This window comes from Micromonospora ureilytica, assembly GCF_015751765.1.
In the GTDB taxonomy this organism is placed as follows: Bacteria; Actinomycetota; Actinomycetes; order Mycobacteriales; family Micromonosporaceae; genus Micromonospora; species Micromonospora ureilytica.
In genome coordinates, this window is the sequence record NZ_JADOTX010000001.1 from 2,062,038 (window position 1) to 2,084,093 (window position 22,056).

A 22,056-nucleotide genomic window follows, 5' to 3' on the forward strand; every position below is an offset into this window, starting at 1 on the left:
CCGCAGCCCCACCGGGACCGTCGCGCCAAGGAGGCAGCCGATGCAGGACCGCACCCCTCGTCCGGAGGAACTGGAGCCGATCGAGCGCGCCAGCATCGACGAGCTGCGCGCCCTGCAACGCGATCGACTGCGCTGGTCGGTGCGGCACGCGTACGACAACGTGCCGCACTACCGGCGGGCGTTCGACGCGGCCGGGGTGCACCCCGACGACTGCCGGGATCTCGACGACCTGGCGCGCTTCCCGTTCACCGGCAAGGCCGAGCTGCGGGAGAACTATCCGTTCGGCATGTTCGCCGTACCCCGCGAGCGGGTGGCCCGTCTGCACGCCTCCTCCGGCACCACCGGTCGGCCGACAGTGGTCGGCTACACCCGCGACGACCTGCGCACCTGGGCGCGCCTGATGGCCCGCTCGATCCGCGCCTCCGGTGGCCGTCCCGGCGACCGGGTGCACGTCGCGTACGGCTACGGGCTCTTCACCGGCGGCCTGGGCGCGCACTACGGCGCCGAGGAGCTGGGTTGCACTGTCATCCCGGTCTCCGGGGGCATGACCGAGCGTCAGGTCATGCTGATCCGCGACTTCGAACCCGAGGTCATCATGGTCACGCCCAGCTACCTGCTGGCCATCGTCGACGAGATGCGCCGCCAGGGCATCGACCCGCGCGCCACCTCACTGCAAGTGGGCATCTTCGGGGCCGAACCGTGGACCGAGGACATGCGCCGGGAGATCGAGCAGCAACTGGACATCCACGCCGTCGACATCTACGGGCTCTCCGAGGTGATGGGCCCCGGCGTGGCGACCGAGTGCGTCGAGACCAAGGACGGGCTGCACCTCTGGGAGGACCACTTCTACCCGGAGATCATCGACCCGGTCACCGGGGTAGTGCTGCCCGACGGTGAGCGGGGTGAGCTGGTGTTGACCTCCCTGACCAAGGAGGCGATGCCGGTCGTGCGCTACCGCACACGCGACCTGACCCGGCTGCTGCCCGGCACCGCCCGGCCGATGCGCCGGATCGAGAAGATCACCGGCCGGACCGACGACATGATGATCCTGCGTGGGGTGAACATCTTCCCCACCCAGATCGAGGAGCTGATCCTGCGCACCCCGCAGTTGTCGCCGCACTTCCAGTGCGTCCTCGATCGACACGGTCGGCTGGACACCCTGACGGTACGTGTGGAACGGCGGGTCGACGTCGACGTGGACGCCGCCGAGCGGGCCGGCGGCACGCTGGCGCAGTTGGTGAAGAACACCATCGGCGTCAGCGTGGCGGTCGACGTCCTCGCCCCGGACACCGTGGAACGGTCGATGGGCAAGATGCGCCGCATCGTCGACCAACGGTCTGCCTCGATCTCGCCGTCGACATAGGATCCTGCCCATGCGTGTGCTGGTGGTCTCCGCCCCGCTCGTCGGGCACGTCTTTCCGCTGGTGCCGCTCGCCGTCGCGTTGCGCGACGCCGGCCACGACGTGCTGGTGGCCACCGGCGGCGGTGCTCTGGCCGCCGCCGATGCCGGTCTGGCGGTGCACGACATCGCACCGGGCTTCGACTTCGGGCGGATCGCGCTGCGGGTCTTCCCCCGCCATCCGCTGATCGCGCGGGCGGAAATGGCCGGCACCGCCGGCACCCGGGGCGCCGGCCTGCTGTTCGGCACGCTCAACGACCAGCTCACCGACCCGGTGGTCGCGCTGGCCACCCGGTGGCGGCCGGATCTGGTGTTGTACGAGCCGTTCGCGGTCGCCGGTGCGGTGGCCGCCGCGCGGCTCGACGTGCCGGCCGTACGCCAGGAGAACGCCCTCTTCGACGGCCGGGACCTGGTCCGCGCCACCGTCGCCCGACTCGGCGCCGCACTGCGCCGGCACGGCCTCACCGAGCTGCCCGCGCCGGCCGCCGCCCTCGCCGTGGCCCCACCCAGCGTCGCCACCCAGGGCGGCTGGCCGATGCGCTACACGTCCTATGTCGGCGGCGGTGAGCTGCCGGCCTGGCTGCGCGAGCCGGGTGAGCGCCCGCGGATCCTGGTCACCCGCAGCACTCTGACCGGCCCCGGCGACCGGGGGCCGATGCCCGCCGTGGTGGCCGCCGCAGCCGAGGTGGACGCCGAGATCGTGCTGGTCCGCCCCGACGAGCGCTCGGCCCGCTCGTTGCCCGGCAACGTGCGGGTGGTCGACTGGATCCCGCTCGACGAGGCGTTGCCGGCGAGCGCGGCGCTTGTGCACCACGGTGGGGCGGGCAGCGCCCTCGGCGCGCTCGCCGCCGGCCTGCCCCAGCTGGCCACCACCGGTCCGGGGGACCGGCGGCACAACGCCGAGCTGGTGGCCCGCCGGGGCGCCGGCCTGGCGCTGCGCCCCCGGGACATCACCGCGCGATCGCTGACCCAGCTGCTCACCGACGAGCGCCTGCGTACCGCTGCCGCGCAGGTCGGCCGCGAGATCGCCGCGATGCCGCCACCGACCGACCTCGTCGCGCGCCTGGCGGCACTGGTCTGACTCCCACTCCGTGGGTTCGGGGTGCGTGCCCACCCCGCGCCCACACAGGTTGAGGACACATGCGCACCACCACGATCGGCGACGTGAAGGTCCTGCTGCCGGACCTCGAACCGGACGACCTCGACACCACGACGGACCTGGCCGGCGGCCTCACCGAGGCCCTCGTCGAGGGCGCCGCCTGGCGCGGTGCCCGCCTTGAGGACGCCCGTATCCGCAGCAGTCTGATCACCGGCGTGGACCTGAGCGAGAGCACCTGGGAGGCCGGCAGCCTCGATGGCTGCGAGATCACCCGCACCGACTTCTCCGGCGCGACCCTGACCGGCATGACCATCGAACGGTGCGCCATTACCGGCTCCCGGTTCACCGGCTCAAGGCTCACCGACGTACGCCTCAAGGACGTCCTCTTCGACGGCTGCCGCTTCGACTACGCCGCCTTCCATCGCGTCGCCGCCGCCGGCGCGGTCGCGTTCACCGACTGCACTTTCACCAACGGCGCGTGGTCCTCCTGCCGACTACCTCGCATCGCGCTGCGGTCTTGTGACCTCGCCGGACTGGAGTTGGACTCTTGCCACCTCGACGGCACCGATCTGCGGGGCAGCCGGCTGAAGGGCCTCAAGACGCCGCTGGACAACCTGCGCGGCGTCACCCTCGGCGAGGACCAACTCCCTGACCTCACCCAGCTGACCGTGGCCGCCCTCAAACTCACCGTCCGCAACGACTGACGCCGAGGAGCCGTCGTGCTCGCTGAACCCACTGGCAGCCCGGACACGGTCCTCGTCTGCGTCCGGGGCAACTCCGGTTCGGGCAAGAGCAGCATCGCCCGCGAGCTTCGACGCCGCCACGGCCGGGGCTGCGCTCTGGTCGAGCAGGACTACCTGCGCCGCATCCTGCTGCGCGAGCGGGACAAGCCCGGCGGTGCGGCACCTGCGCTGATCGCGCAGACCGTCCGGTTCGCGCTCGACCACGGCTATCACGTCGTGCTGGAGGGCATCATGCACAGCAGCCGCTACCGAAACATGCTGACCTCCCTGCGGGACGACCACCGCGGCCGGTCGCTGTTCTGCTATCTCGACGTGTCCCTGGCCGAGACCCTGCGCCGGCACCTCACCCGCCCGCAGGTCGATGAGTTCACCGCCGAGCACATGAGCGGCTGGTACGCAGCCCATGACGTCCTGGGCTGGCCCGACGAACTCGTCCTACCCGAGACCACCGGACTGAACGAGGCCGTCAAGACCATCGCCGCTGTGGCCGGGCTGCCCCAGACCGGACGCGACGACGACCTGCTACCGAGTGCTCCGCCCTCGTAGAGCAGCTCAGCCGCTACTGACTCGGCCATGATCATGCTCCCACTCCGCGTGGCCACACCGGACGGCCGGTCTGCTGCGGGAGGATGACCGGATGCGACACGTCGTGCTGTTCCACTCCGTGTACGGGCTGCGGCCTGCCGTGCGTGCCGCCGCCGACCGGTTGCGCGCCGCCGGGCACCAGGTCAGCACCCCCGACCTGTACGGCGTCCCGGCCACCGACAGCGTCGAGGACGGATTCGCGCTGCTCGACAAGATCGGCCACGAGGTGGTGCTGGACCGGGCCCGGGCCGCGCTGCGTGACCTGCCACCGGAGACGGTCCTCGCCGGGTTCTCGATGGGCGCCGGCGTGGCCGGGGCGCTGCTGGCCGAGCGCCCCGCCGCCGCCGGTCTGCTCCTGCTGCACGGCACCGGTGGCGCCCCGGACGCGGTCCGACCCGGGTTGCCGGTGCAGCTGCACCTCGCCGACCCCGATCCGTACGACGCGCCGGACGAGGTCGACGAGTGGCAGCACGCCATGACCGACGCCGGCGCCGAGTTGACGGTCTTCGGCTATCCCGGCGTGGGCCACCTGTTCACCGACCCGAACCTGGCCGAGTACTCCCCGGCCGCCGCCGCGTCGGCCTGGCCGCGCGTGCTGGCCTTCCTGGCCGCCCGCTGAGCACCAGTCCCGCGGAGCGCGGGCGGCTACCCCCGGCCGCGTGTGCTCGGGTCAGGTGGACAGAGGCTGGGTGGGCCACCCTACGGCTTCAGCACGATTTTGCCGCGCGCATGGCGGGACTCACTCAGCTCATGGGCGGCGGCCGCCTCGTTCAGAGAGAACACGGCCGCGACCGGCACTGTGAAACGACTCCGCTCGGCGAGTTCGCCGGCGGCGGCGATTCCTTCGAGAGCCGGTGTGTCCGCGCCGGGGCCAGAGCCGCGCGACAGGTGCACGCCGTAGGTCGCGGCGTTGATGTCGGCGATGCTCACGACCCTGTCCGGGCTCGCGACCAGGCCGACCAGGTCTGGCACAGAACCAGAGCCGGCACAGTCGAGTACGACATCCACCCCGCCGGGCAGCAGAGTGTGGACCCGCTCGGCCAGCCCGGGGCCGTAGGTGGTCGGGATCGCCCCGAGCGAGGCGACGAATTCATGGTTGCGGTCGCTGGCCGTGCCGATGACGGCCGCACCGCGAGCGACAGCGAGCTGGATCGCGGTCGTACCGACCCCGCCGGCCGCGCCCTCGATCAACAACGTGGTGCCGTCCTTGACGCCCAGCCGGTCGAGCACTCGGGTGGCAGTCTCGATGTTGCCCGCCGCGCCGCCGGCCTGCTCCCAGGTCAGGGCCGCCGGCTTCCGTGCCCACGCGGCCAAGACGGCGTATTCGGCGTTCGCTCCGCCCATCTGGGCGTAGTCCGTGATCCCGAAAACCTCATCGCCGATCCGGGCCGTGGTCACCCCGTCACCGACCTCATCCACCACGCCGGCAGCGTCGACACCGGGCACGTGCGGCAGGCGTAGCGGAATCCACTCCTGGAATCGGCCGGCGCGAACGTACGTGTCGGCCGGATTGACCCCCGAGGCCCGAACCGCCACCCGTATCTGGCCGGGTCCGGCGTGCGGTTCCGGTGCCTCCGAAACCTCAAGGACACTCGCGGGACCGTACTTCGTAAATTGCAAAGCCCTCATGCACAGGGACGCTAACGCAGGCCGCTGTCCGCCTCGGTAAAGTGAGAGTCGTGACCGATCGTTTGTCTCACGCTCTTCGCTCGGACGCCCTGGACAACCGCGAGCGCATCCTCGAGGCCGCCCGCGAGGTCTTCGCCGTCGACGGCCTGGACGTGCCGATGCGGGAGGTTGCCCGGCGGGCCGGCGTTGCACCCGCCACCCTGTACCGGCGATTTCCGACCAAGGAGATGCTGGTCACCGAGGCATTCGCGGAACAGATGTACGCGTGTCGCGGCGTTGTCGACGAGGGCCTTGCCGATTCGGATCCATGGCACGGATTCTGTCTCGTGATCGAGAAAATGTGTGAGCTGCACGCGCGCGACCGAGGCTTTACCGCGGCTCTTGTTTCGACCTTTCCCAATGCAGTTGATTTCGAGGCGCGCCGTGAATACGCGCTCAGAGCGGTCGACGAACTGGCCCGCCGCGCCAAGGAGGCGGGTCGCCTTCGCCCCGACTTCGTCCTGGACGACGTCATCCTCGTACTCATGGCCAACAGCGGTATCCACACGACCTCGCCGACTACCCAGGTCAGCGCGTCCCGGCGCTTCGCCGCGCTCGCCATCTCGGCATTCCAAGCCTCCCCTGATGTCTCGCCGCTCCCACCCGTGGCGTTGTTGGCGCGCCCGGCGTCGGCATCCAGACGCAGCCCAGTGGGCTAGTACTCCCGACGACCCAGCCGGCCGGGATCCCGGCCGGCTGGGTCGTCGCGTCGATCATGCTCCGGGCGAGGTGGGGTTTGGTCGCGGAGCCAACCCAGCCGCGTCGGACGGTTCGCTGACCATGCTCAGCGGGCGCTGGCGCCGATGCGCGGGGGCGTGGCGGTGCCGTGCACCCGCTTGGCGTGCCGGGCGAACAGCCGGGGCGCGATGATCGGCATGAGCAGCCGTGCCGGCAGCGGGGCGTGCGCCAGCACCGCCTTGACCACCTCCGGGTCGCCCTCGTACATGGCCAGGCCGAAGGCCAGCGGCAGCTGCTTCTTCGGGGACTTGCTCATGCCGTGCTCGCCGAGTTGCATCCACTCCCGGGCGGTGATGTGCCGTTCCGCCAGGGGCAGGATCTGGCTCTCCTCCAGGGCCATGTGCTCGATCAGCGCGACGCGTAGCTGCTCCAGGGCGTCGGTGAGCTGCTCACCGCCGCGTCCGGTGCGGCGCCACTGGGGGAGGAGGGCGACCACCGCCGCGTGGGCGTCCTCGATGGCGTGGTGCTGCGCCTCCATGGAGGGGACGATCGCGGCGGCCTCCGCGCCTCCGCGCTCCAGCAGCCGAGGCCACAGCAGCAGGTCCTCGCCCTCGTGGTGCATGTGCAGGATGTGGCAGAGCATCTCGGCGTGGGCGCCGACGACCTCCGCGCGCGTGGCGTCGCCCGGCGTGACGCCCCGGACGAGCTGCGGTAGCAGGCTGAACTCGCGACGGAGCGCCGAGTGCGCCATGTACATGTCGCGCACGTCGGCCATGGCTTCGCGGTGGTTCTGGTTCACGGTGACCTTTCCGAGGGATCAACTGGCACAGATCTGTTGATCATGCTCGGTGTCACTTGGAACCGGCTTGGAATCCACACACCGTGACGGTCAGTCGGCCAGGGCCGCCGTCGCCTCGGCCAGCCAGTGCGGTGACTCCCACCGGCGGGCCACCCGCGCGGCGAGGGTGAAGTGCCGGGCCGCCTCGTCGGTGCGGCCCAGGAGCCGGAACAGCTCTCCGAGCGTCAACGCGACCGGCCGTACCACGGCCGCGGTGGTGGAGAAACCGGCCAGTTGGTCACGTACCGGGAGCAGCGCGTCGATCACGGGTTGGGCCAGGTCCCGTCGACCCAGCGCCACGATGACCATCCCGCGTACGGTGAGCAACGCCGATTCGAAGTAGTCCGGGCGGTAGGGGTGCCGCCCGATCGGCATGGCCCGCGCCTCGTCCACGCGTCCGCTTCCGATCAGCGCCAGTGCCAGCAGGTCGTCCACGATCGGGCCCAACGACGTCCGTATCCGCCGGGTGGCCTCCAGGTGTTCGCCGAAACGCCCCTGGCTGATCAGCAGGGTCCCGGTGGAGAAATAGTGGAAGGCTTCGGCGTGCAGTGAACCCTGCCGCCGCATCTGCACGGCGACCTGGTCGTAGTGTCGCCGCGCGGCGGCGAAGTCACCGGCGATGTGCGCGAGGGCGCCCAGCGAGCACAGGTTGATCGTCTGCGCCTCGTTGAGCTGGTACGTCTCGGCCAGCCACCCCTGCCGGGCGACGCTGCGGCGCAGTTCGTCCGGCTCGTTGAGCGCGGCTGCGGAGTGGCCCAGCGCCTGCTCGGCGACCGAGCGGTAGGTCACCAGCCCGTGCTCGTCGGCGAGGTCGCGCAACTCCAGGGCGAACATCCGGCGGTCCGGCGCCTCCCGCTCGTAGCTCATTGTGCGCAGCCGCGCGGCCAGCCCGAGGGCGCGCAGCTCGGGGTCGCCCAGCCGCCGCGACAGGGTCAGCGCCTCCCGTCCGGCCGCCACGCCTCGCGGATCGGACTCGCCGTCCAACTCGGTGGCCAGCGCTTCGAGCAACCGGCAGCGGGCGACCGGGTCCAGGTCGTCGGCGCGCAGCAGCCGGGTGAGCAGTTCGACGACGCGGTGGTCCACCACCCCGTACTCGTGGGTCAGCCACGGGGTGGGGACGGTCCACGCGGTGAACGCCGCGACCAGCAGGTCGTCGCGGCCGGACTCCGCGGCGACGTCGATCGCCCGAGCGCGGGTCTGCCGGGCGGCGGCCACCGCGCCGGCCCGCGCCTGGGCGCGCAGCAACCGTCCGAGCAGGTCGACCCGGAGCGGGTCGCGGTCCTCCCCGGGGACCGTGGCGGCGGCCGCGACGGCGTTGCCGAGAAACTCGATCGCGGCGTCGTACGCGTACCGCCGCTCGGCCAGCTCGGCGGCCCGGATGGCGTAGTCGACGGCGAGTGGCGCGGTGTCGGCCGACGCGGCGCGGGCGTACTGGTGGGCCAGGGCCGGGTAGTCGTCGGGCCGCAGCCGGCGGGTGGCGGCGGCGATCCGCGCGTGCAGGCGGGTGCGGCGCAGCTGCGGCAGGTCGGTGTAGATGGTGTCGCAGACCAGGCCGTGGACGAACCGCACCCGCCCGGGCGCCGGTTCGGTGAGCAGCCCGGCGGTCAGTCCGGCCTCCAGCGCCCGCAGGACGGTGCCCTCGTCGGTGCCGGCGGCGTCGACGAGCGTTCGTACGTCAGCCTCCCGCCCGACGGCCGCGGTGAGGCGCAGCATCGAGACGGCCGTCGCCGGCAGGCGGGAGAGTCGTCGGCGCAGCACGTCGCGTACGCCCTCGGGCACGTCGGAGGTGGCGACGAGCGTGCCCTCGGCGGCGAGTAGCCGCGCCGACTCCCGGACGTAGAACGGGTTGCCGCCGGTCCGCTCGGCCAACGCGCTGACGGTGTCCGGGTCGACGGTGGTCCGGGCCAGCGCGCCGAGCAGCCGTTCGACCTCGGACGTGCTCAGACCGCCCAACGGGATCCGGTGCGGTGACTTGCGAGCCAGGACGGCCATCGTCTCGGCGAGCCGCTCGGCGTTGTCCGCGGGTCGCAGCGCGGCGACGAACAGGACGGTGCCGGTGGTCATCTCGCTGACGCTCTGCAACAGGAGCAACGTCTCGGCGTCGGCCGCGTGCAGGTCGTCGAGGATCACGGCGACCGGTCTGCGGGTCGCGGCGGCATCCAACCAGACGCCAACGGCGCGGTGCAGCCGGAACCGGCCGGCGGTGACGTCGCCGCCGGGCTCACCGTCGCCCCCGCCGAGCAGCGGGGCGAGCGCGGGTGCCAGGTCGCCCGGGGGTGCCTGCTCGGCGAGTTGCCGCAGCGCCTCGACCCAGGCCCAGGCCGGCGGTGCGCCCTCGACCTCGGGGCAGCGGCCGACGGTGACCAGCCAGCCGCTGGCGGTGAGCTCCTCCCGAAACCGGGTGAGCAGGCTCGTCTTGCCGGCCCCGGCCTCACCGCTGAGCAGCGCGACGCGCGGGCCGCCCGCCACCGCGTCGGCGGCTGCCTGCCGGAGCGCCTCCAGCTCGACCTCCCGGCCGACGAAGACCTCCTCGGACGGCTGTCGCTCGACGCGCACCGCTGTCGCCGGCACGGGTGGCAGCAGGTCGAGCCGCTGGCCCAGGATCGCGGACTCCACCTCGACCAGCGCCGGGCCCGGGTCCAGTCCGAGCTGGTCCGCCAGGGTCGCCCGTGCCCGGCGCAGCGCGGCGAGCGCGTCGCCCTGCCGACCGGTACGCCACAACGCCAGCGCCAGCAGCCGCCAACTCTCCTCCCGCAGCGGCGCCTGCCGGGTCAACAGTTCCGCCTCCGGCACCGCCTCGGCCGCGTCACCGCAGCGCACCGTCACGTCGAGCAGCAGCTCCCGGGCGCCGAGCCGCAGCTCCTCCAGCCGCAGCACCTCCGGCTGCGCCCACGGCTCACCGGCGAACTCGGCGTACGCCCGACCGCGCCACAGCTCGAGCCCGCCGCCCAGCAGGTGACGTGCCCGGCCCGGATCGGCGGGGCCGACCGCACGTGCCTCGGCGAGCAGCGTCTCGAACCGAGCGGCGTCGACGGCGTCGGCGGGCAGCCGCAGCGCGTAGCCCGGTGGCGCGGTGATCAGGACCCGGGCCGGCGCCCGGCGCTCGCGGGCCGGCTCCAGAATGCGGCGCAGATGCGAGACGTACGCCTGGAGGGAGGCGATCGCCCGGGGCGGCGCGTCACCCCGCCACAGATCCTCGATCATCTGACCGACGGAGACGACCTCGCCACGGGCCGCGAGCAGGAGCGCGAGCACGGCGCGTTGACGGGGGCCGCCGAGGTCGACCGGCCCGCCTGTGTCGATCTCGACCTCAAGCGGCCCGAGCACCCGTAGCAGCATGACGGGACCAATCCTAGTCACGCTGGTGGGCTGCTCACCCGCTCCCGCTGGACAACGCCGTAGCGGTCGGCGACACCCCGGCCCACCCGGGTCGGCGGCATCGCGGCGAGAATGCGGCATGGAGTTTCTGTGTTACCACCGTGACCGGCCCGGCTCGGCGGCGTTGCGTGACGAACTGCTGGACGCGCACTGGTCCTACATGGACCGGTACGCGGCGGGGATGATCGCCCGTGGCCCGACCTTCGTCGGTGCCACGCCCACCGGCAGCGTGCACATCGTCGACGTGCCCGACCCGGCCGCCGCCCGAGCGTTCGCCTTCGAGGAGCCGAACTACCAGGCCGGCGTGTACCGGGACGTGGCGGTGCGCCGGTGGCGCAACACGTTGGGCCGCACCATGTGGGACTTCTCTGGCGGTCGGAACGGCGGCAACCGCTATCTGGTGCTCGGTCTCGGCGCCGGGCAGGCCGCCGACCTGGCCCTGCCGCCCGACCCGGACGAACTGATCGCGTACGGGCCGCTGCTGGCCGACGACGGCGTCACCTGGCTCGGCACCGCCGTGCTGCTCCGGGCGCCGAACCCGGACGCGGCGCGCGCCATCCTGACGGCGGACCGGTACGCCGACGTCGAGGTGCACAACTGGCAGTTCGGCGGGAGGCCGTCCTGAGCCGCCTGCTCCCTCGATCACGTGCTGCCGGGTAGTCGTCGAAGGGACCGGTCCGAGCCTCTTGGCATCACGTGATCATCGGAGTCAGGCGGAGGCTGCCAGGCCGTCCGGTCGGCGGAGCAACGGCGGGCGGGGTATCGCCCGCACCGGGCCCGGCGGTGTGCCGACGTCGGCGAGCGTCCAGCGCCCCGCCGCACCCGATGGCGTGGTGCGGCTCGACGCGGCGGGCCGTCCGATGTCCCGGGGCGAGTTACCGCCCGCACCGCGAGGAGACAGGGACGCCGCTGTGGCGGGCGTCGGCGCTACGTCGTCCGCCGCGGGGACGGCTCGGAGCCGGCGTGAGCCCGCCGTACGGTCGGTGCCGGAGCCCGACACGGCTGGACGGGCGGCCATCGTCGGGGCGGGGTTGGGTCGCCTCAGCGTCGTCGGGCCGGCGGCACCGCCCGGCTCCACCGGGGTCAGCGCCGCGAAGACGGCGTCGAGGCGTTCGGCCCGAGCGCCGACGGTGTCGAGGCGGACGATCTCGGCGCTCCTCGCCGCCGGGCCGTTGAGCGCAGCAGCGCGCCGGTCGGGCGGGTTGGCGTCCCGGTGGACGCTGTCGAGGTGCGGGGCACCGGCGGCCCGGCGCTGGAAGACGGCCCGCAGGGCGCGGGGCAACCGCTCGGCGGCGACCTGGCGCAGCGCGGGCGCGGCGAACGCGTACCCGTCGACGTGGTGGGGGAGCAGCAGCCCGGCGGCGACCAGCCCGCGTAGTGCGGGTAGTGACCGGCCGGGCGTCCAGCCGAGCGCCCGGTCCACGGCCGCGCCGGAGATCAGGCCACCGAGGGTGCCGGCGGCCATCAGCACCGCCCGCCGCTCACCGTCGAGGTGGTCCAGTTCCGCGCCGACGGCCCGGCGTACCGCCTCGGGCAGCGGGAGCGCCGCCGGATCGGCACCGTCCACGACCGACGTGACGTACGCCGCCGCGTGCCCGGGGCGGCCTCCCACCAGCGGCAGCAGCCGGTCCACCAGGGCCACCGGCTGCCCGGCCCGGGTGAGCAGGTGGCGCAGCAGCCGCCCGGACTGCACCGTGGCCAGCGGTCCGATCGTCACCCGTCGGGCCGGGCCGGGTCGGGTGTCGGCCCACTGCGGCTGGTGCACGGTGAGCAGGGCCAGCGGCAGCCCGCGCTCGGTCGCCGCGCTGAACAGCGCGTGCAGGAATCGGCTCACCGCCGGCGCGGCCCGGTCCAGGTCGTCGACCGCCACGATCAGCGGCCGGTGGGCGGCCAGGAGCAGCAGGACCTCCCGGCAGATCGCCGCGCCGGCGAGGGCGGCGGCCGAGCCGTCCGGGGTGGTCAGCATCCGCTGGAGCGCCGGGACCGCGGTGGCCACCCTGGTCGGCGGGAACAGCGGCGTCAGGGCGGCGACGAGCCGGTCGTGGACCGCTGCCGGGCCGTCGCTGGGCCGGATCCCGGCGAGGCCGCGGAGCAGGTGCGCGACCGGCGCCAACGCCTGATCGGGGTACGGCTGGCAGGTCGCCACGCACCAGCGGACCGCCATGCCGTCCACCGTGGTCAGCCCCCGGGTCAGCTCGTGCAGCAGCCGACTGCGGCCACTGCCGGTGGGGCCGACCAGGGAGATCCAACGTGGCGTTCTTTCCCGGATGGCCCAGCCCAGCTGGTCGCGGATGGTGGCCAGCTCGCGGCGTCGACCGATCAACGGGCCGTCGTGCCGGTCGACGCCGGGGCGTACCGGGCCGACGGCGTGCCAGACCGGCATCGGTGGCACCCGGCCGGCGACCGGCACCGGTGTCAGCTGGCGCTGGGCGATCAGCCCGGCGGTGGCGCGGGCGGTGGCCGCGCAGAGCGCGACGGCGCCGGGTGCGGCGTACTCCTGCAGGCGGGCCGCGGTGGTGATCACCGCGCCGCTGGCGACGCCGTGCCCGCCGGTGACGACATCGCCCAGGTCGACCACGACCTCGCCGGTGGCGACCCCGACCCGGACGCGCAGCCTGATGCCGCCGACCATGGACCGCCGGTCCAGCGCGGCCTGGATCTCGAGCCCGGCGCGCACCGCCCGGTACGCGTCGAAGCCGTCGGAGTGCCGAGCGCCGAAGAGTGCCATCACGGCGTCGCCGATGTACTTCTCCACCACCCCCTGCCAGCGGTGCAGCACACCGGCGACGGTATCGAAGTAGGCCCGCTGCAACGCTCGCACGTCCTCCGGGTCGAGCCGGTCCACCAGGGCCGTGGAGCCGACGATGTCCGCGAAGAGGACGGTGACGACGCGCCGCTCCTGGGGCACCGGCCAGAGCGGGGTGACGGTCCGTTGCGTGTCGACGATTATGCTGGTGGTCATGGGTGTCGCACCGGCCCTTCTTCCCGCTGTTGCCTGATCACCTCCGGAGATTGGCATTCCTGGGCCGACGGGGGATCTGCAGAACGACGTATGTCGGCCACCTGCAACCTTTAGTCGCAAAGTCGACGCGAGGAGTACCACAAGCGGTAGGCGGCCGTAGAACGGTGTGGGGCCCTGTGATTAGGCTGCGTGGCATGGCCAGCGATGTGGACACCGCACCGCTCGTGGGCCGGGCCGAGCTCGTGCAGACGGTTCGGTCCGCGTTGCTCGGTGACGGCGCGCACGGGCAGACCGCTGCGGTCTTCCTGACCGGCGAGAGCGGTGTGGGAAAGACCCGGCTGTTGGGTGAGATCGGCGACCGCCTGCGGGAACGGGGCGCCGTGGTGCTCACCGGCAGCTGTCTGGACATTGGCGACGCCTCACCGCTGCACCCGCTGTTGCAGGCGCTGCGCCGGTTCGACACCGAGGTGTCCACCTCGCACGCCCGCACCTCCTCGGCGGTGCGGGGGCTGTTGCAGATGTTCGCCGACGAGACCGCCGGCCCGGACGGCGCGGGCGCGTTGCTGGAGCGGGTCTCCCGGGGCCTGCACCTGATCGCCGAGGGTCGTCCGCTGGTGCTGATCCTGGACGACCTGCAGTGGGTCGACCGCAGCACCCGGCAGCTCCTGCTCTACCTGCTCGCCGGCCTCGGCGATCTTCAGCTGTCGGTGTTGGCCGCTGTGCGTGCCGAGTCGTTGCAGGGCGCGCACCCGCTGCGCCGGGTGCTCACCGAGCTGCGTCGGCTGCGCACGGTACGGGTGCTCGACCTGGTGCCGCTGGGACGGGCCGACACCGAGACGCTCGCCGCCGCGGTGGTCGGCCGGACGCTGACCGCCGACGCGGCCGAGCAGGTGTGGCAGCGCAGCGGAGGCAACCCGTTCGTCATCGAGGAGCTGGCCCGGGATCTGCGCGACGGCCGCGACGGCCTGTCCGAGACGCTGCGGGAGATCTTCCTCGACCGGGTCGACGCGCTGCCCCAGCACGCGCACGCCGTGGTGCACGCGGTGGCCGCCGGTGTCGAGCCGGTGCAGCACTGGCTGTTGGCCGAGGTGCTGCGGATGCCGGAGGACGAGCTGATCGCCGCGGCGCGGGCCGCGGTGGCGCACCGGCTGCTGGTCGGCGCCGACGACGGCTACCGGCTGCGGCACCGCCTCGTCGCCGAGGTGCTGGCCCACGAACTGCTGCCGGCCGAGCGCTCCGGGCTGCACCGCCGCTACGCCGAGGCGCTGACCACGGCGCCGGGTGAGCTGCACCAGGCCCGGCTGGCGCACCACTGGCGGCTGGCCGGCGAGCCGACGCGCGCCCTGCCGGCGGCGGTGGCAGCCGCCCAGGAGGCCGAGCGGCTGCACGGTTACGCCGAGGCGCACCGGCACTGGTCGGCGGCGTTGCAGTTGGCCGCCGAGCCGGGCCCGCTGACGGTGGACCGGGTCGAGTTGCTCGAGAACGCCGCCGAGGCGGCCCACCACTGTGGGGAGCACGCCCGCGCGCTGGCCCTGCTGGAGGAGCTGGCCGCGCTGCGGGGTGGCGAGCCGAGCTGCGCGCTGCACATCCGCCGCGCCCGCTACCTCGCCGCCGCCGGTCGCTCCGCGCTGGCCGAGGAGGAATACCAGCGGGCGCTGAAGGCAGGCGACTGCTCCCCTCGGGACCGGGCGAGCGCGGCCGCCCGTCTGGCCGAGCTGCTGCTGCACCTGGGTCGGTACGCCGACGCCGGCGAGCGGGCCCGCGAGGCGCTGGCGTTGGCCGAGAACGTGGAGGGCTCGGCCACCGAGATAGTGCTGGCCAGTTCGGCGTTGGGCTTCAGCGACGCCTGCCTGGAGGACCCGGACGCCGGTCTGGCGGTCATGCGCGACGCCCTTGACACCGCCGAGCGTGCCGGTCAGCCCGAAGACGTGGCGTGCGCGTACCTGCATCTCGCGGAGCTGTTGACCGGGCCGCTGAACGTCCTCGAAGAGGGCGTGGTGGTGGCGCGCCGGGGCGCCGAACGGGTGGCCGAGCTGGGGCTGGGCCGCACCTGGGGCACCCGCCTGCTGGCCATCGCCATCAACGGGCTGTTCCGGGTGGGCCAGTGGGCCGAGGCGGAGAAGGTGGTGGCCGCGGCCCTACGACACCGACCGTCCGGTGCGGACGCGGTGGAGCTGCTGCTGGCCCGGTGCCGGCTGTCGGTGGGCTACGGCGACATCGAGGCCGCCGGTCGGGACCTCGACGCGGTGGCGACCCTGCTCGCCGGGGGCGGGGCGCGACACGTCATTCCGCTGCTCACCCTGCGTTCCGGGCTGGCGATGTGGGAGGGCCGGCACGACGTGGCGCGGCAGGCGGTGCAGCGCGGCCTCACCGAGAGCCGCTCCGACGACGTGATGATCCTCTCCGCGTTGGTCTGGCACGGCCTGCGTGCCGAGGCGGAGGCGCACGCCAGCCGCACCGTGGAGGTGGACCCGACGGCGGTACGCCGGTTGCGCGACGTGGCCGAGCGGGTGGCCCGCAAGAGCGCCGGGGCGGCCCGGCCGGTGCGCTCGGTGGTGGAGGGCTTCCTGGCGCTGTGCGCCGCCGAGGTGAGCCGCCTCGACGGCAGCGACCCGGAGCTGTGGGCCGTGTCGGCCGCCGAGTGGGATCGACGCCATCACCCCTACCCGGCGGCGTACTCGCGGCTGCGGCAGGCCGAGGCGCTGCTGGCCCGCCGCAGCCGGGTGGCCACCGCCGGCAAGCTCCTGCGGGAGGCGTACCGGGTCGCCCAGGGGTTGGGCGCGGTGCCGTTGACCTCGGAGATCCGTGAGCTGGCCGGGCGGGCCCGGGTGTCGCTGGACGAGCGGGACACCCCCGCCGGCACGCGCAGCGCGCCGGCCGAGGCGTCCGACGACGAGTTGACGGCGCTCACCGCACGGGAGCGGGAAGTGCTCGCCCTGGTCGCGGAGGGGTTGACCAACAAGGAGATCGGCCAGCGGCTGTTCATCAGCGAGCGGACCATCGGTGTGCACGTGTCGCACATCTTCGACAAGCTCCAGGTCCGGACCCGGGTGCAGGCCAGCGCGATCCAGTTGCGCAACCAACGGGGCTGACCGAACCGACGTACGTATCCCGGCGCGTGTGCGCGCCGGGATACGTCGTTTTACTGATCCGTTGGCCCGGTGTCGGCTGAGAGGCTGGGCCGCGTCGACGACGGCACGGGGGATGCCGCCGACCACAATGGAGGAGAAATGATCGAACCGGTCTGGGGGCCCGTGCACCGGGACATCGTCGACCTGCTCGCCGATCATCCCGCGGACGTGCCGGCCGTGGTCGATCACCTGACCAAGCTCCAGGACATGCTGGTGCGGCTGCCACCGTTGGAGGCCAGTTGCCCACTGGCCGACTTCAACAGGCTCTACCTGACCATCACCAGCAGTGTGCTGGACGGGTTGTACGACGACCGCTTCGTCGACCCGGTCTTTCTCTCCCGGCTCGACGTCGAGTTCGCCGCCCGCTATTTCGACGCGATGCGGCTGTGGACCGACTCCAGCCCCGGCACCCCGAAGGCGTGGTCGTGTCTCTTCGAGCGGATGCAGGGGCCGGACGCTCGCCCGTTGCCGTCGGCGGCGGCCGGGGTGAACGCCCACATCAACTTCGACCTGCCGTTCGCCCTGGTGACCACGTTCGACCACCTGGAGTCGGAACCGGTCGATGGCAGCGACCAGCACCACGACTACCTCGAGATCAACAACATCTTCGCCGACAAGATCCCCGGCCTGCGTCGGGGCTATCTGGAGCGGTGGCAGCTGCTCATCGACATGCTCAATGGCGACATCGACGACTGGTACCAGGGGGAACTGGTCGAGTACACGCGCGATGTCGCCTGGCGCAACGCGCAGAAGATCTGGCGGTGCCGGCACGATCCGGACGCCCGCGAGTGTGAGCGCACACGGTTGGACGACAACGCCGCGGCGCTCGGCCGGCTGCTGCTCTCGCCCCTCGGGGCGTTCCTGCAGTAGCCGGGACGGGGGGTCCCCGCGCTCCGCCCCGTGGGGGGCGGCGGAGCGCGGGGGCGCGTCCCACCAGTTCCACCCCGCGTGGCCGCCCGAGGTCGGGTCGGCCAGGCAGGGGGACAGCCGGTCGGCCCGGGGGGTGTCGACCGTCTGCCACCGTCGGCCGGCCCGGGGGGTGCCGGCCGGCGGTGGGGGAGCGCCGGCCGGGGTCACGTCGAACGGCGTGCCGATCCGGGGGTGTCGGCGGGCCCGGATCGGGTACGCCCGCGCCATGACCGTCCTGGCCCGGCGTCGGCCCGCCGCCCGCCCCCGGCCCGCGCGCCCCGGCCCCCTGCGGCCGGGTGGCCCGGTGTCGCGGCCCACCGCTCGGCCCGGCACCCGGTGACCGGCGTCGCGACGCGGTTTCCGTTCCGCTTCGATCCGGTGTTCCGTCCGGTGCTGGCCCTGCTGGGGGTCCGCCCGGCGACGGCCTGGGTCGCCGTCACCGAGCGGGATCTGATGATCCGGTACGGGCCCTGGCGGCTGCGGACCGACCGGGGCAACGTCACCGCCGTCGAGCTGAGCGGACCGTACCGCTGGTGGCGGGCGATCGGCCCGCACCTGTCACTGGCCGACGGTGGTGCGACCTTCGGCAGCAGTACGGCCGGCGGGATCTGCCTGCGCTTCGGCGTGCCGGTGCCGGCGCTGGTGCCCGGCGGGCGGCCCCGGCACCCGGCGGCCACGGTGACCGTCGCCGACCCACCCGCGCTGGCCCGGCTTCTCGCCGTCCCGGACCTGTCCTGAGCAGGCCGAACAGGTGCCCGGTTCGGCCGACCGGGCGTCGGGACGCCGCCTACCGTCGGATCAGGACCTGTGAGGGTGGGACTGGCGATGGCTGACGAGCACCGAGCGAAACCACGACGCTGGAACGGACGCCGCCACGCGCCGACCGGGCCGGACCCGGCACTGCGAGCGGCCCGCGATCCGGCCCGCCCGCACCGCGGCGGCCGGCAGGGAGTCGTGGTGCCCGAACGCGTGGCCACCCCGACCCGCTCGGGGCCGCCGGCCAGTCCGCTGCGCCGGTGGCTCTTCCAGCACCAGGTGCAGCCCCCCGGCCCCGAGGCGACCGAGGGGCAGAACCGCCGGCACTCATGGTGGCAGGTGATGTGCCTGACCGGCGTGGACTACTTCTCCACGCTGTCGTACCTGCCGGGCATCGCGGCGGTGGCGGCCGGCGCGCTCTCCCCGCTGGCGACCCTGTTGATCGTCGTGCTCACCCTGTTCGGCATGCTGCCGATGTACCGCCGGGTGGCCCACGAGAGCCCGCACGGGCAGGGTTCGGTGGCGATGTTGGAGCGGTTGTTGCCGTTCTGGCGGGGCAAGATCTTCGTCCTCGTGCTGCTCGGCTTCGTGGCCACCTCCTGGATCATCACGATCACCCTCTCCTCGGCCGACGCCACAGTGCACCTGTTGGAGAACCCGTACCTGCCGGACGCCCTGCACGGATCCCTGGTGTCGGTCGTGGTGACGGTGGTGCTCCTGCTGATCCTCGGCGGGGTGTTCCTGCTCGGGTTCCGCGAGGCGGTGGTCGTGGCCATCCCGCTGGTCGCGGTCTTCCTGGTGCTCAACGCGGTGATCGTCGTGGTCGCGGTGGCCCGGATCGCCGAGGACCCGGGAATCGTGTCGAACTGGACGGCCGCGGTGACCTCGACCGGCGGCGGGCCGGGCCACGTGCTGCTCACCGCCGTGTTGGCGTTCCCGCTGCTGGTGCTGGGGCTGTCCGGTTTCGAGACCGGGGTCAGCATGATGCCCCTGATCGCGGCCGACGGCCCGGACAAGCAGGCCCGACTCGCCGCCCGGATCCGCAACACGCGTCGGCTGCTCACCACCGCAGCGCTGATCATGTCGGTGTACCTGATCTCGACGACCTTCGTGACCACGGCGCTCATCCCGGAGGAGGAGTTCCGGCCGGGCGGCGGCGCGAACGGGCGGGCGCTGGCGTTCCTGGCGCACACCTATCTGGGTGAGGTGTTCGGCAGCGTCTACGACGTGAGCAGTGTGCTCATCCTCTGGTTCGCCGGCGCCTCGGCGATGGCCGGGTTGATCAACATCGTGCCGCGTTACCTGCCGTCGTACGGCATGGCGCCGGAGTGGGCGCGGGCGGTCCGCCCCGTGGTGATCGTCTACACCGTCGTCAGCGTCGCCATCACAATCGCCTTCCGCGCCGACGTCAACGCCCAGGCCGGCGCGTACGCCACCGGGATCCTGGCGATGATGGTCTCCGGGGCGGTGGCGGTGACGATCTCCGCGGCCCGTCACCACCGGCGCGCCTCGGCGATCGGCTTCACAGTGCTGACGCTGGTGCTGCTGTACGCGCTGCTGGAGAACGTCATCGAACAGCCGGACGGCATTACGATCTCCGCGCTGTTCATCCTCGGCATCATCGTGGTCTCGTTGGTCTCCCGGGTCACCCGGACCACCGAGCTGCGCGCCGAGCGGATCGAATTCGACGAGGAGGCGCGTCGGTTCATCACCGAGTCGCTGGCGCACGACGGGCAGCTGCACCTGATCGCGAACAAGCGGCAGAAGGGGTCGGTGAAGGAGTACACGCTCAAGGAGCGGGCGCAGCGCGGGATGAATCCGGTGCCGGGGGCCGCGGACGTGCTGTTCCTGGAGATCGACGTGGTCGATCCGTCGGAGTTCAGTCAGGTGTTACGCGTGCACGGGATCGAGGTGGGCGGCTTCCGGGTGCTGCGGGCCAACAGCCCGGCCGCGCCCAACGCGATCGCCGCGATCCTGCTGGCCCTGCGTGACGCGACAGGGGTTCGGCCGCACGCGCACTTCGAGTGGTCGGAGGGGAGCCCGATCGCGCACCTGGCGCGCTACCTGATCCTGGGTCGGGGGGACACCCCGCCGGTGGTGCGGGAGATCATCCGCCGGACCGAACGGGACCCGCTGCGCCGGCCCGGCATCCACGTCGGTGGCTGACGTCGATGCCGGTCTGCCAGCTTTAAAGATGAAAGAGGGCACTATTCACGTTCACACCTTCCTGTCCGTATTGCGGACTTATCGTGACGTTTGGTGGTCGGCGAGCACGTCGAGCCCCCGCGCCCGGATCGACGCGCGGTCACGTCAGGTAGGCAGGAAGGTAGGCACCGTTGATGTCCACGTACCGAGAGGGAGACCGCGCCACCCGACCCAGACGGCGGTCCCGACGGTTCTTAGCCAGCGGTCTGCTGGCGGGGAGCCTGGTCGTGGGAGCGGCCGGAGCGGCCGCCGCCGCCGACCGCGCCCTCACCCTCCCCGGTCTGGCCCGGCTCACCCCGGCGGCCGACGACGACCGCCATGACGGCGACCGGCGGGCGCCGCAGCAGGGCCAGGACGGTGCCGAGCGGGCCCGTCCGGCGACCCCGGGCACCGGCAAGCGGGGCGTGGTGTCGGTGCCGTGCGACGCCGCGAAGCTGGTGGCGGCGCTGGTGACGGCCAACGCCGAGGGCGGCGGCGAACTTCGGCTCGCGCCCAGGTGCCGCTACACCCTCACTGAGGCGTTCCACGAGACCGACCAGTACGACGGCGGGATCCGTGACGCCCGGGAAGCCGCCGACGCGGCGGAGACCCCCGGCGACGCCGAGGCGCCGCCGCACAACCCGGCCGACGACACCGCCGGCCTGCCGGTGATCTACCAGGCCATCACGATCGACGGCGCGGGCGCCACCATCGCCCGGGACGCCCACGCCGCCCCGTTCCGCTTCTTCACCGTCCGTGACGGCGGCGAGCTGACCCTGCGGGACGTGGAACTGCACAACGGCCGCTCGGCCATCGAGGGCGGCAGCGTGCACGTGGTGCACGGCGCCACCGCCGTGGTGGAACGGGTCACCGTCACCCAGAGCACGTCGCTGTCGCCCGAGGGCGGCGGCGGAGGCATCTTCAACGACGGCAACATGGTGGTCACCGACTCCACGTTCGTCGGCAACAGCGCCTCCGGCGCCGCGGGCAAGGGCGGGGGCCTGCTCAACGGTGGTGTGCTGACGCTGAAGCGTTCCGAGTTCCACCGCAACAGCGCCAACGCCTATGGCGGCGGGCTCGGCAACTACCGTGGCGCCGCCGACGTGGAGAGCGTCTCCTTCACTCAGAACAGCGCCGCTCAGGGTGGTGGGCTGGCCAGCTTCTCGGCCCGCACGAAGGTCTCCGACACCGAGTTGCTGAACAACACCGCACAGGTTGGCGGCGGTGCCGCCAACTCCGACGCGGTGCTGGTGATGCGCACGATGACCATCCGCGGCAACACGTCCACAGTCAACGGGGGCGGCATCTCGACGGTGAAGGGCCTGACGCCGATCGACGACAGCGTGATCGAGGGCAACACCACTCACGGCCTCGGGGCCGGCATCTACGCCGAGAAGGCGAACCTGCTGGTCCGCGGCAGTGACGTGACCCGGAACGAGGCCGTCGGCGCCGCGTCCCAGGGTGGCGGCATCTACGCCACCGCGGGCTCGGTGGCGATCTACACCAGCAAGGTCACCCACAACGCGTCGACGGTGAAGCCCGGTGGCATCTTCGCCTCCCACGCCCAGGTCAAGATCGACGACGAGAGCGTGGTCGTCGAGAACGAGCCGACCAACTGCGAGGGCAGCCAGGCGCCGATCGCGCACTGCTTCCGCTGAACGTCGACCCCGCGCACCTCATCCCGCGCCGGCGAGCCGCCCCGATGATCGGTCGGGGCGGCTCGCCG

General features: G+C 72.9%; 16 protein-coding genes. 12 read left to right on the forward strand and 4 right to left on the reverse strand.

Annotated elements, in window-relative coordinates; translation table 11 throughout:
- Nucleotides 1-40: 40 nt before the first annotated feature.
- The 5 genes from paaK to IW248_RS09065 all read left to right on the forward strand — a co-directional run bounded on the left by paaK (nucleotide 41) and on the right by IW248_RS09065 (nucleotide 4,445).
- Complete coding sequence (gene paaK / locus IW248_RS09045) at nucleotides 41-1,363, forward strand: phenylacetate--CoA ligase PaaK (RefSeq protein WP_196926571.1); 1,323 nt, start codon at nucleotides 41-43, stop codon at nucleotides 1,361-1,363.
- A 10-nt stretch (nucleotides 1,364-1,373) separates the two neighbouring features.
- The gene (locus IW248_RS09050; RefSeq protein WP_196926572.1) at nucleotides 1,374-2,480 is read left to right on the forward strand and encodes a nucleotide disphospho-sugar-binding domain-containing protein; all 1,107 of its coding nucleotides are present in this window, start codon (nucleotides 1,374-1,376) and stop codon (nucleotides 2,478-2,480) included.
- Between the two features lie 59 nt (nucleotides 2,481-2,539).
- A complete protein-coding gene (locus tag IW248_RS09055) occupies nucleotides 2,540-3,202 on the forward strand; it encodes a pentapeptide repeat-containing protein (protein WP_196926573.1) in 663 nt (220 codons plus the stop codon).
- A 15-nt stretch (nucleotides 3,203-3,217) separates the two neighbouring features.
- Nucleotides 3,218-3,787, forward strand: a complete 570-nt coding sequence (locus tag IW248_RS09060; protein ID WP_196926574.1) for a kinase — start codon at nucleotides 3,218-3,220, stop codon at nucleotides 3,785-3,787.
- Nucleotides 3,788-3,878: 91 nt separating this feature from the next.
- Nucleotides 3,879-4,445, forward strand: coding sequence for a dienelactone hydrolase family protein (locus IW248_RS09065; protein ID WP_196926575.1), 567 nt, complete (start codon nucleotides 3,879-3,881; stop codon nucleotides 4,443-4,445).
- An 80-nt stretch (nucleotides 4,446-4,525) separates the two neighbouring features.
- On the opposite strand, the gene IW248_RS09070 is transcribed toward IW248_RS09065, so the two are convergent.
- Entirely contained in the window at nucleotides 4,526-5,455 is a 930-nt protein-coding gene (locus IW248_RS09070) for an NADP-dependent oxidoreductase (protein ID WP_196926576.1), read from the reverse strand.
- Between the two features lie 50 nt (nucleotides 5,456-5,505).
- On the opposite strand from IW248_RS09070, the gene IW248_RS09075 reads away from it, so the two are divergent.
- Entirely contained in the window at nucleotides 5,506-6,153 is a 648-nt protein-coding gene (locus IW248_RS09075; RefSeq protein WP_196926577.1) for a TetR/AcrR family transcriptional regulator, read from the forward strand.
- A gap of 125 nt (nucleotides 6,154-6,278) precedes the next feature.
- Here IW248_RS09075 and IW248_RS09080 read toward each other — a convergent pair whose 3' ends face one another.
- A complete protein-coding gene (locus IW248_RS09080; protein WP_196926578.1) occupies nucleotides 6,279-6,971 on the reverse strand; it encodes a hemerythrin domain-containing protein in 693 nt (230 codons plus the stop codon).
- Between the two features lie 90 nt (nucleotides 6,972-7,061).
- Nucleotides 7,062-10,349: an ATP-binding protein gene (locus IW248_RS09085; RefSeq protein ID WP_196926579.1), complete on the reverse strand. Its 3,288-nt coding sequence runs from the start codon at nucleotides 10,347-10,349 to the stop codon at nucleotides 7,062-7,064.
- 118 nt (nucleotides 10,350-10,467) lie between these two features.
- Between IW248_RS09085 and IW248_RS09090 the strand changes: the two genes are divergently transcribed.
- Nucleotides 10,468-11,013 (forward strand): YciI family protein, encoded by a 546-nt coding sequence (locus IW248_RS09090; RefSeq protein ID WP_196926580.1) that lies wholly within the window; start codon nucleotides 10,468-10,470, stop codon nucleotides 11,011-11,013.
- Nucleotides 11,014-11,097: 84 nt separating this feature from the next.
- On the opposite strand, the gene IW248_RS09095 is transcribed toward IW248_RS09090, so the two are convergent.
- Nucleotides 11,098-13,350 carry an AAA family ATPase gene (locus IW248_RS09095; RefSeq protein ID WP_196926581.1) on the reverse strand — a complete coding sequence of 751 codons (2,253 nt, stop codon included), beginning with the start codon at nucleotides 13,348-13,350 and terminating at the stop codon, nucleotides 11,098-11,100.
- A gap of 194 nt (nucleotides 13,351-13,544) precedes the next feature.
- Between IW248_RS09095 and IW248_RS09100 the strand changes: the two genes are divergently transcribed.
- The 5 genes from IW248_RS09100 to IW248_RS09120 all read left to right on the forward strand — a co-directional run bounded on the left by IW248_RS09100 (nucleotide 13,545) and on the right by IW248_RS09120 (nucleotide 21,988).
- Complete coding sequence (locus tag IW248_RS09100; protein WP_196926582.1) at nucleotides 13,545-16,442, forward strand: helix-turn-helix transcriptional regulator; 2,898 nt, start codon at nucleotides 13,545-13,547, stop codon at nucleotides 16,440-16,442.
- Between the two features lie 138 nt (nucleotides 16,443-16,580).
- Nucleotides 16,581-17,351, forward strand: a complete 771-nt coding sequence (locus IW248_RS09105; RefSeq protein ID WP_196926583.1) for a DUF5995 family protein — start codon at nucleotides 16,581-16,583, stop codon at nucleotides 17,349-17,351.
- 417 nt (nucleotides 17,352-17,768) lie between these two features.
- Nucleotides 17,769-18,128: a hypothetical protein gene (locus IW248_RS09110; protein ID WP_307787871.1), complete on the forward strand. Its 360-nt coding sequence runs from the start codon at nucleotides 17,769-17,771 to the stop codon at nucleotides 18,126-18,128.
- An 87-nt stretch (nucleotides 18,129-18,215) separates the two neighbouring features.
- Nucleotides 18,216-20,312 carry an APC family permease gene (locus tag IW248_RS09115; RefSeq protein WP_196926585.1) on the forward strand — a complete coding sequence of 699 codons (2,097 nt, stop codon included), beginning with the start codon at nucleotides 18,216-18,218 and terminating at the stop codon, nucleotides 20,310-20,312.
- A 173-nt stretch (nucleotides 20,313-20,485) separates the two neighbouring features.
- The gene (locus IW248_RS09120) at nucleotides 20,486-21,988 is read left to right on the forward strand and encodes a right-handed parallel beta-helix repeat-containing protein (protein WP_196926586.1); all 1,503 of its coding nucleotides are present in this window, start codon (nucleotides 20,486-20,488) and stop codon (nucleotides 21,986-21,988) included.
- Nucleotides 21,989-22,056 lie beyond the last annotated feature (68 nt).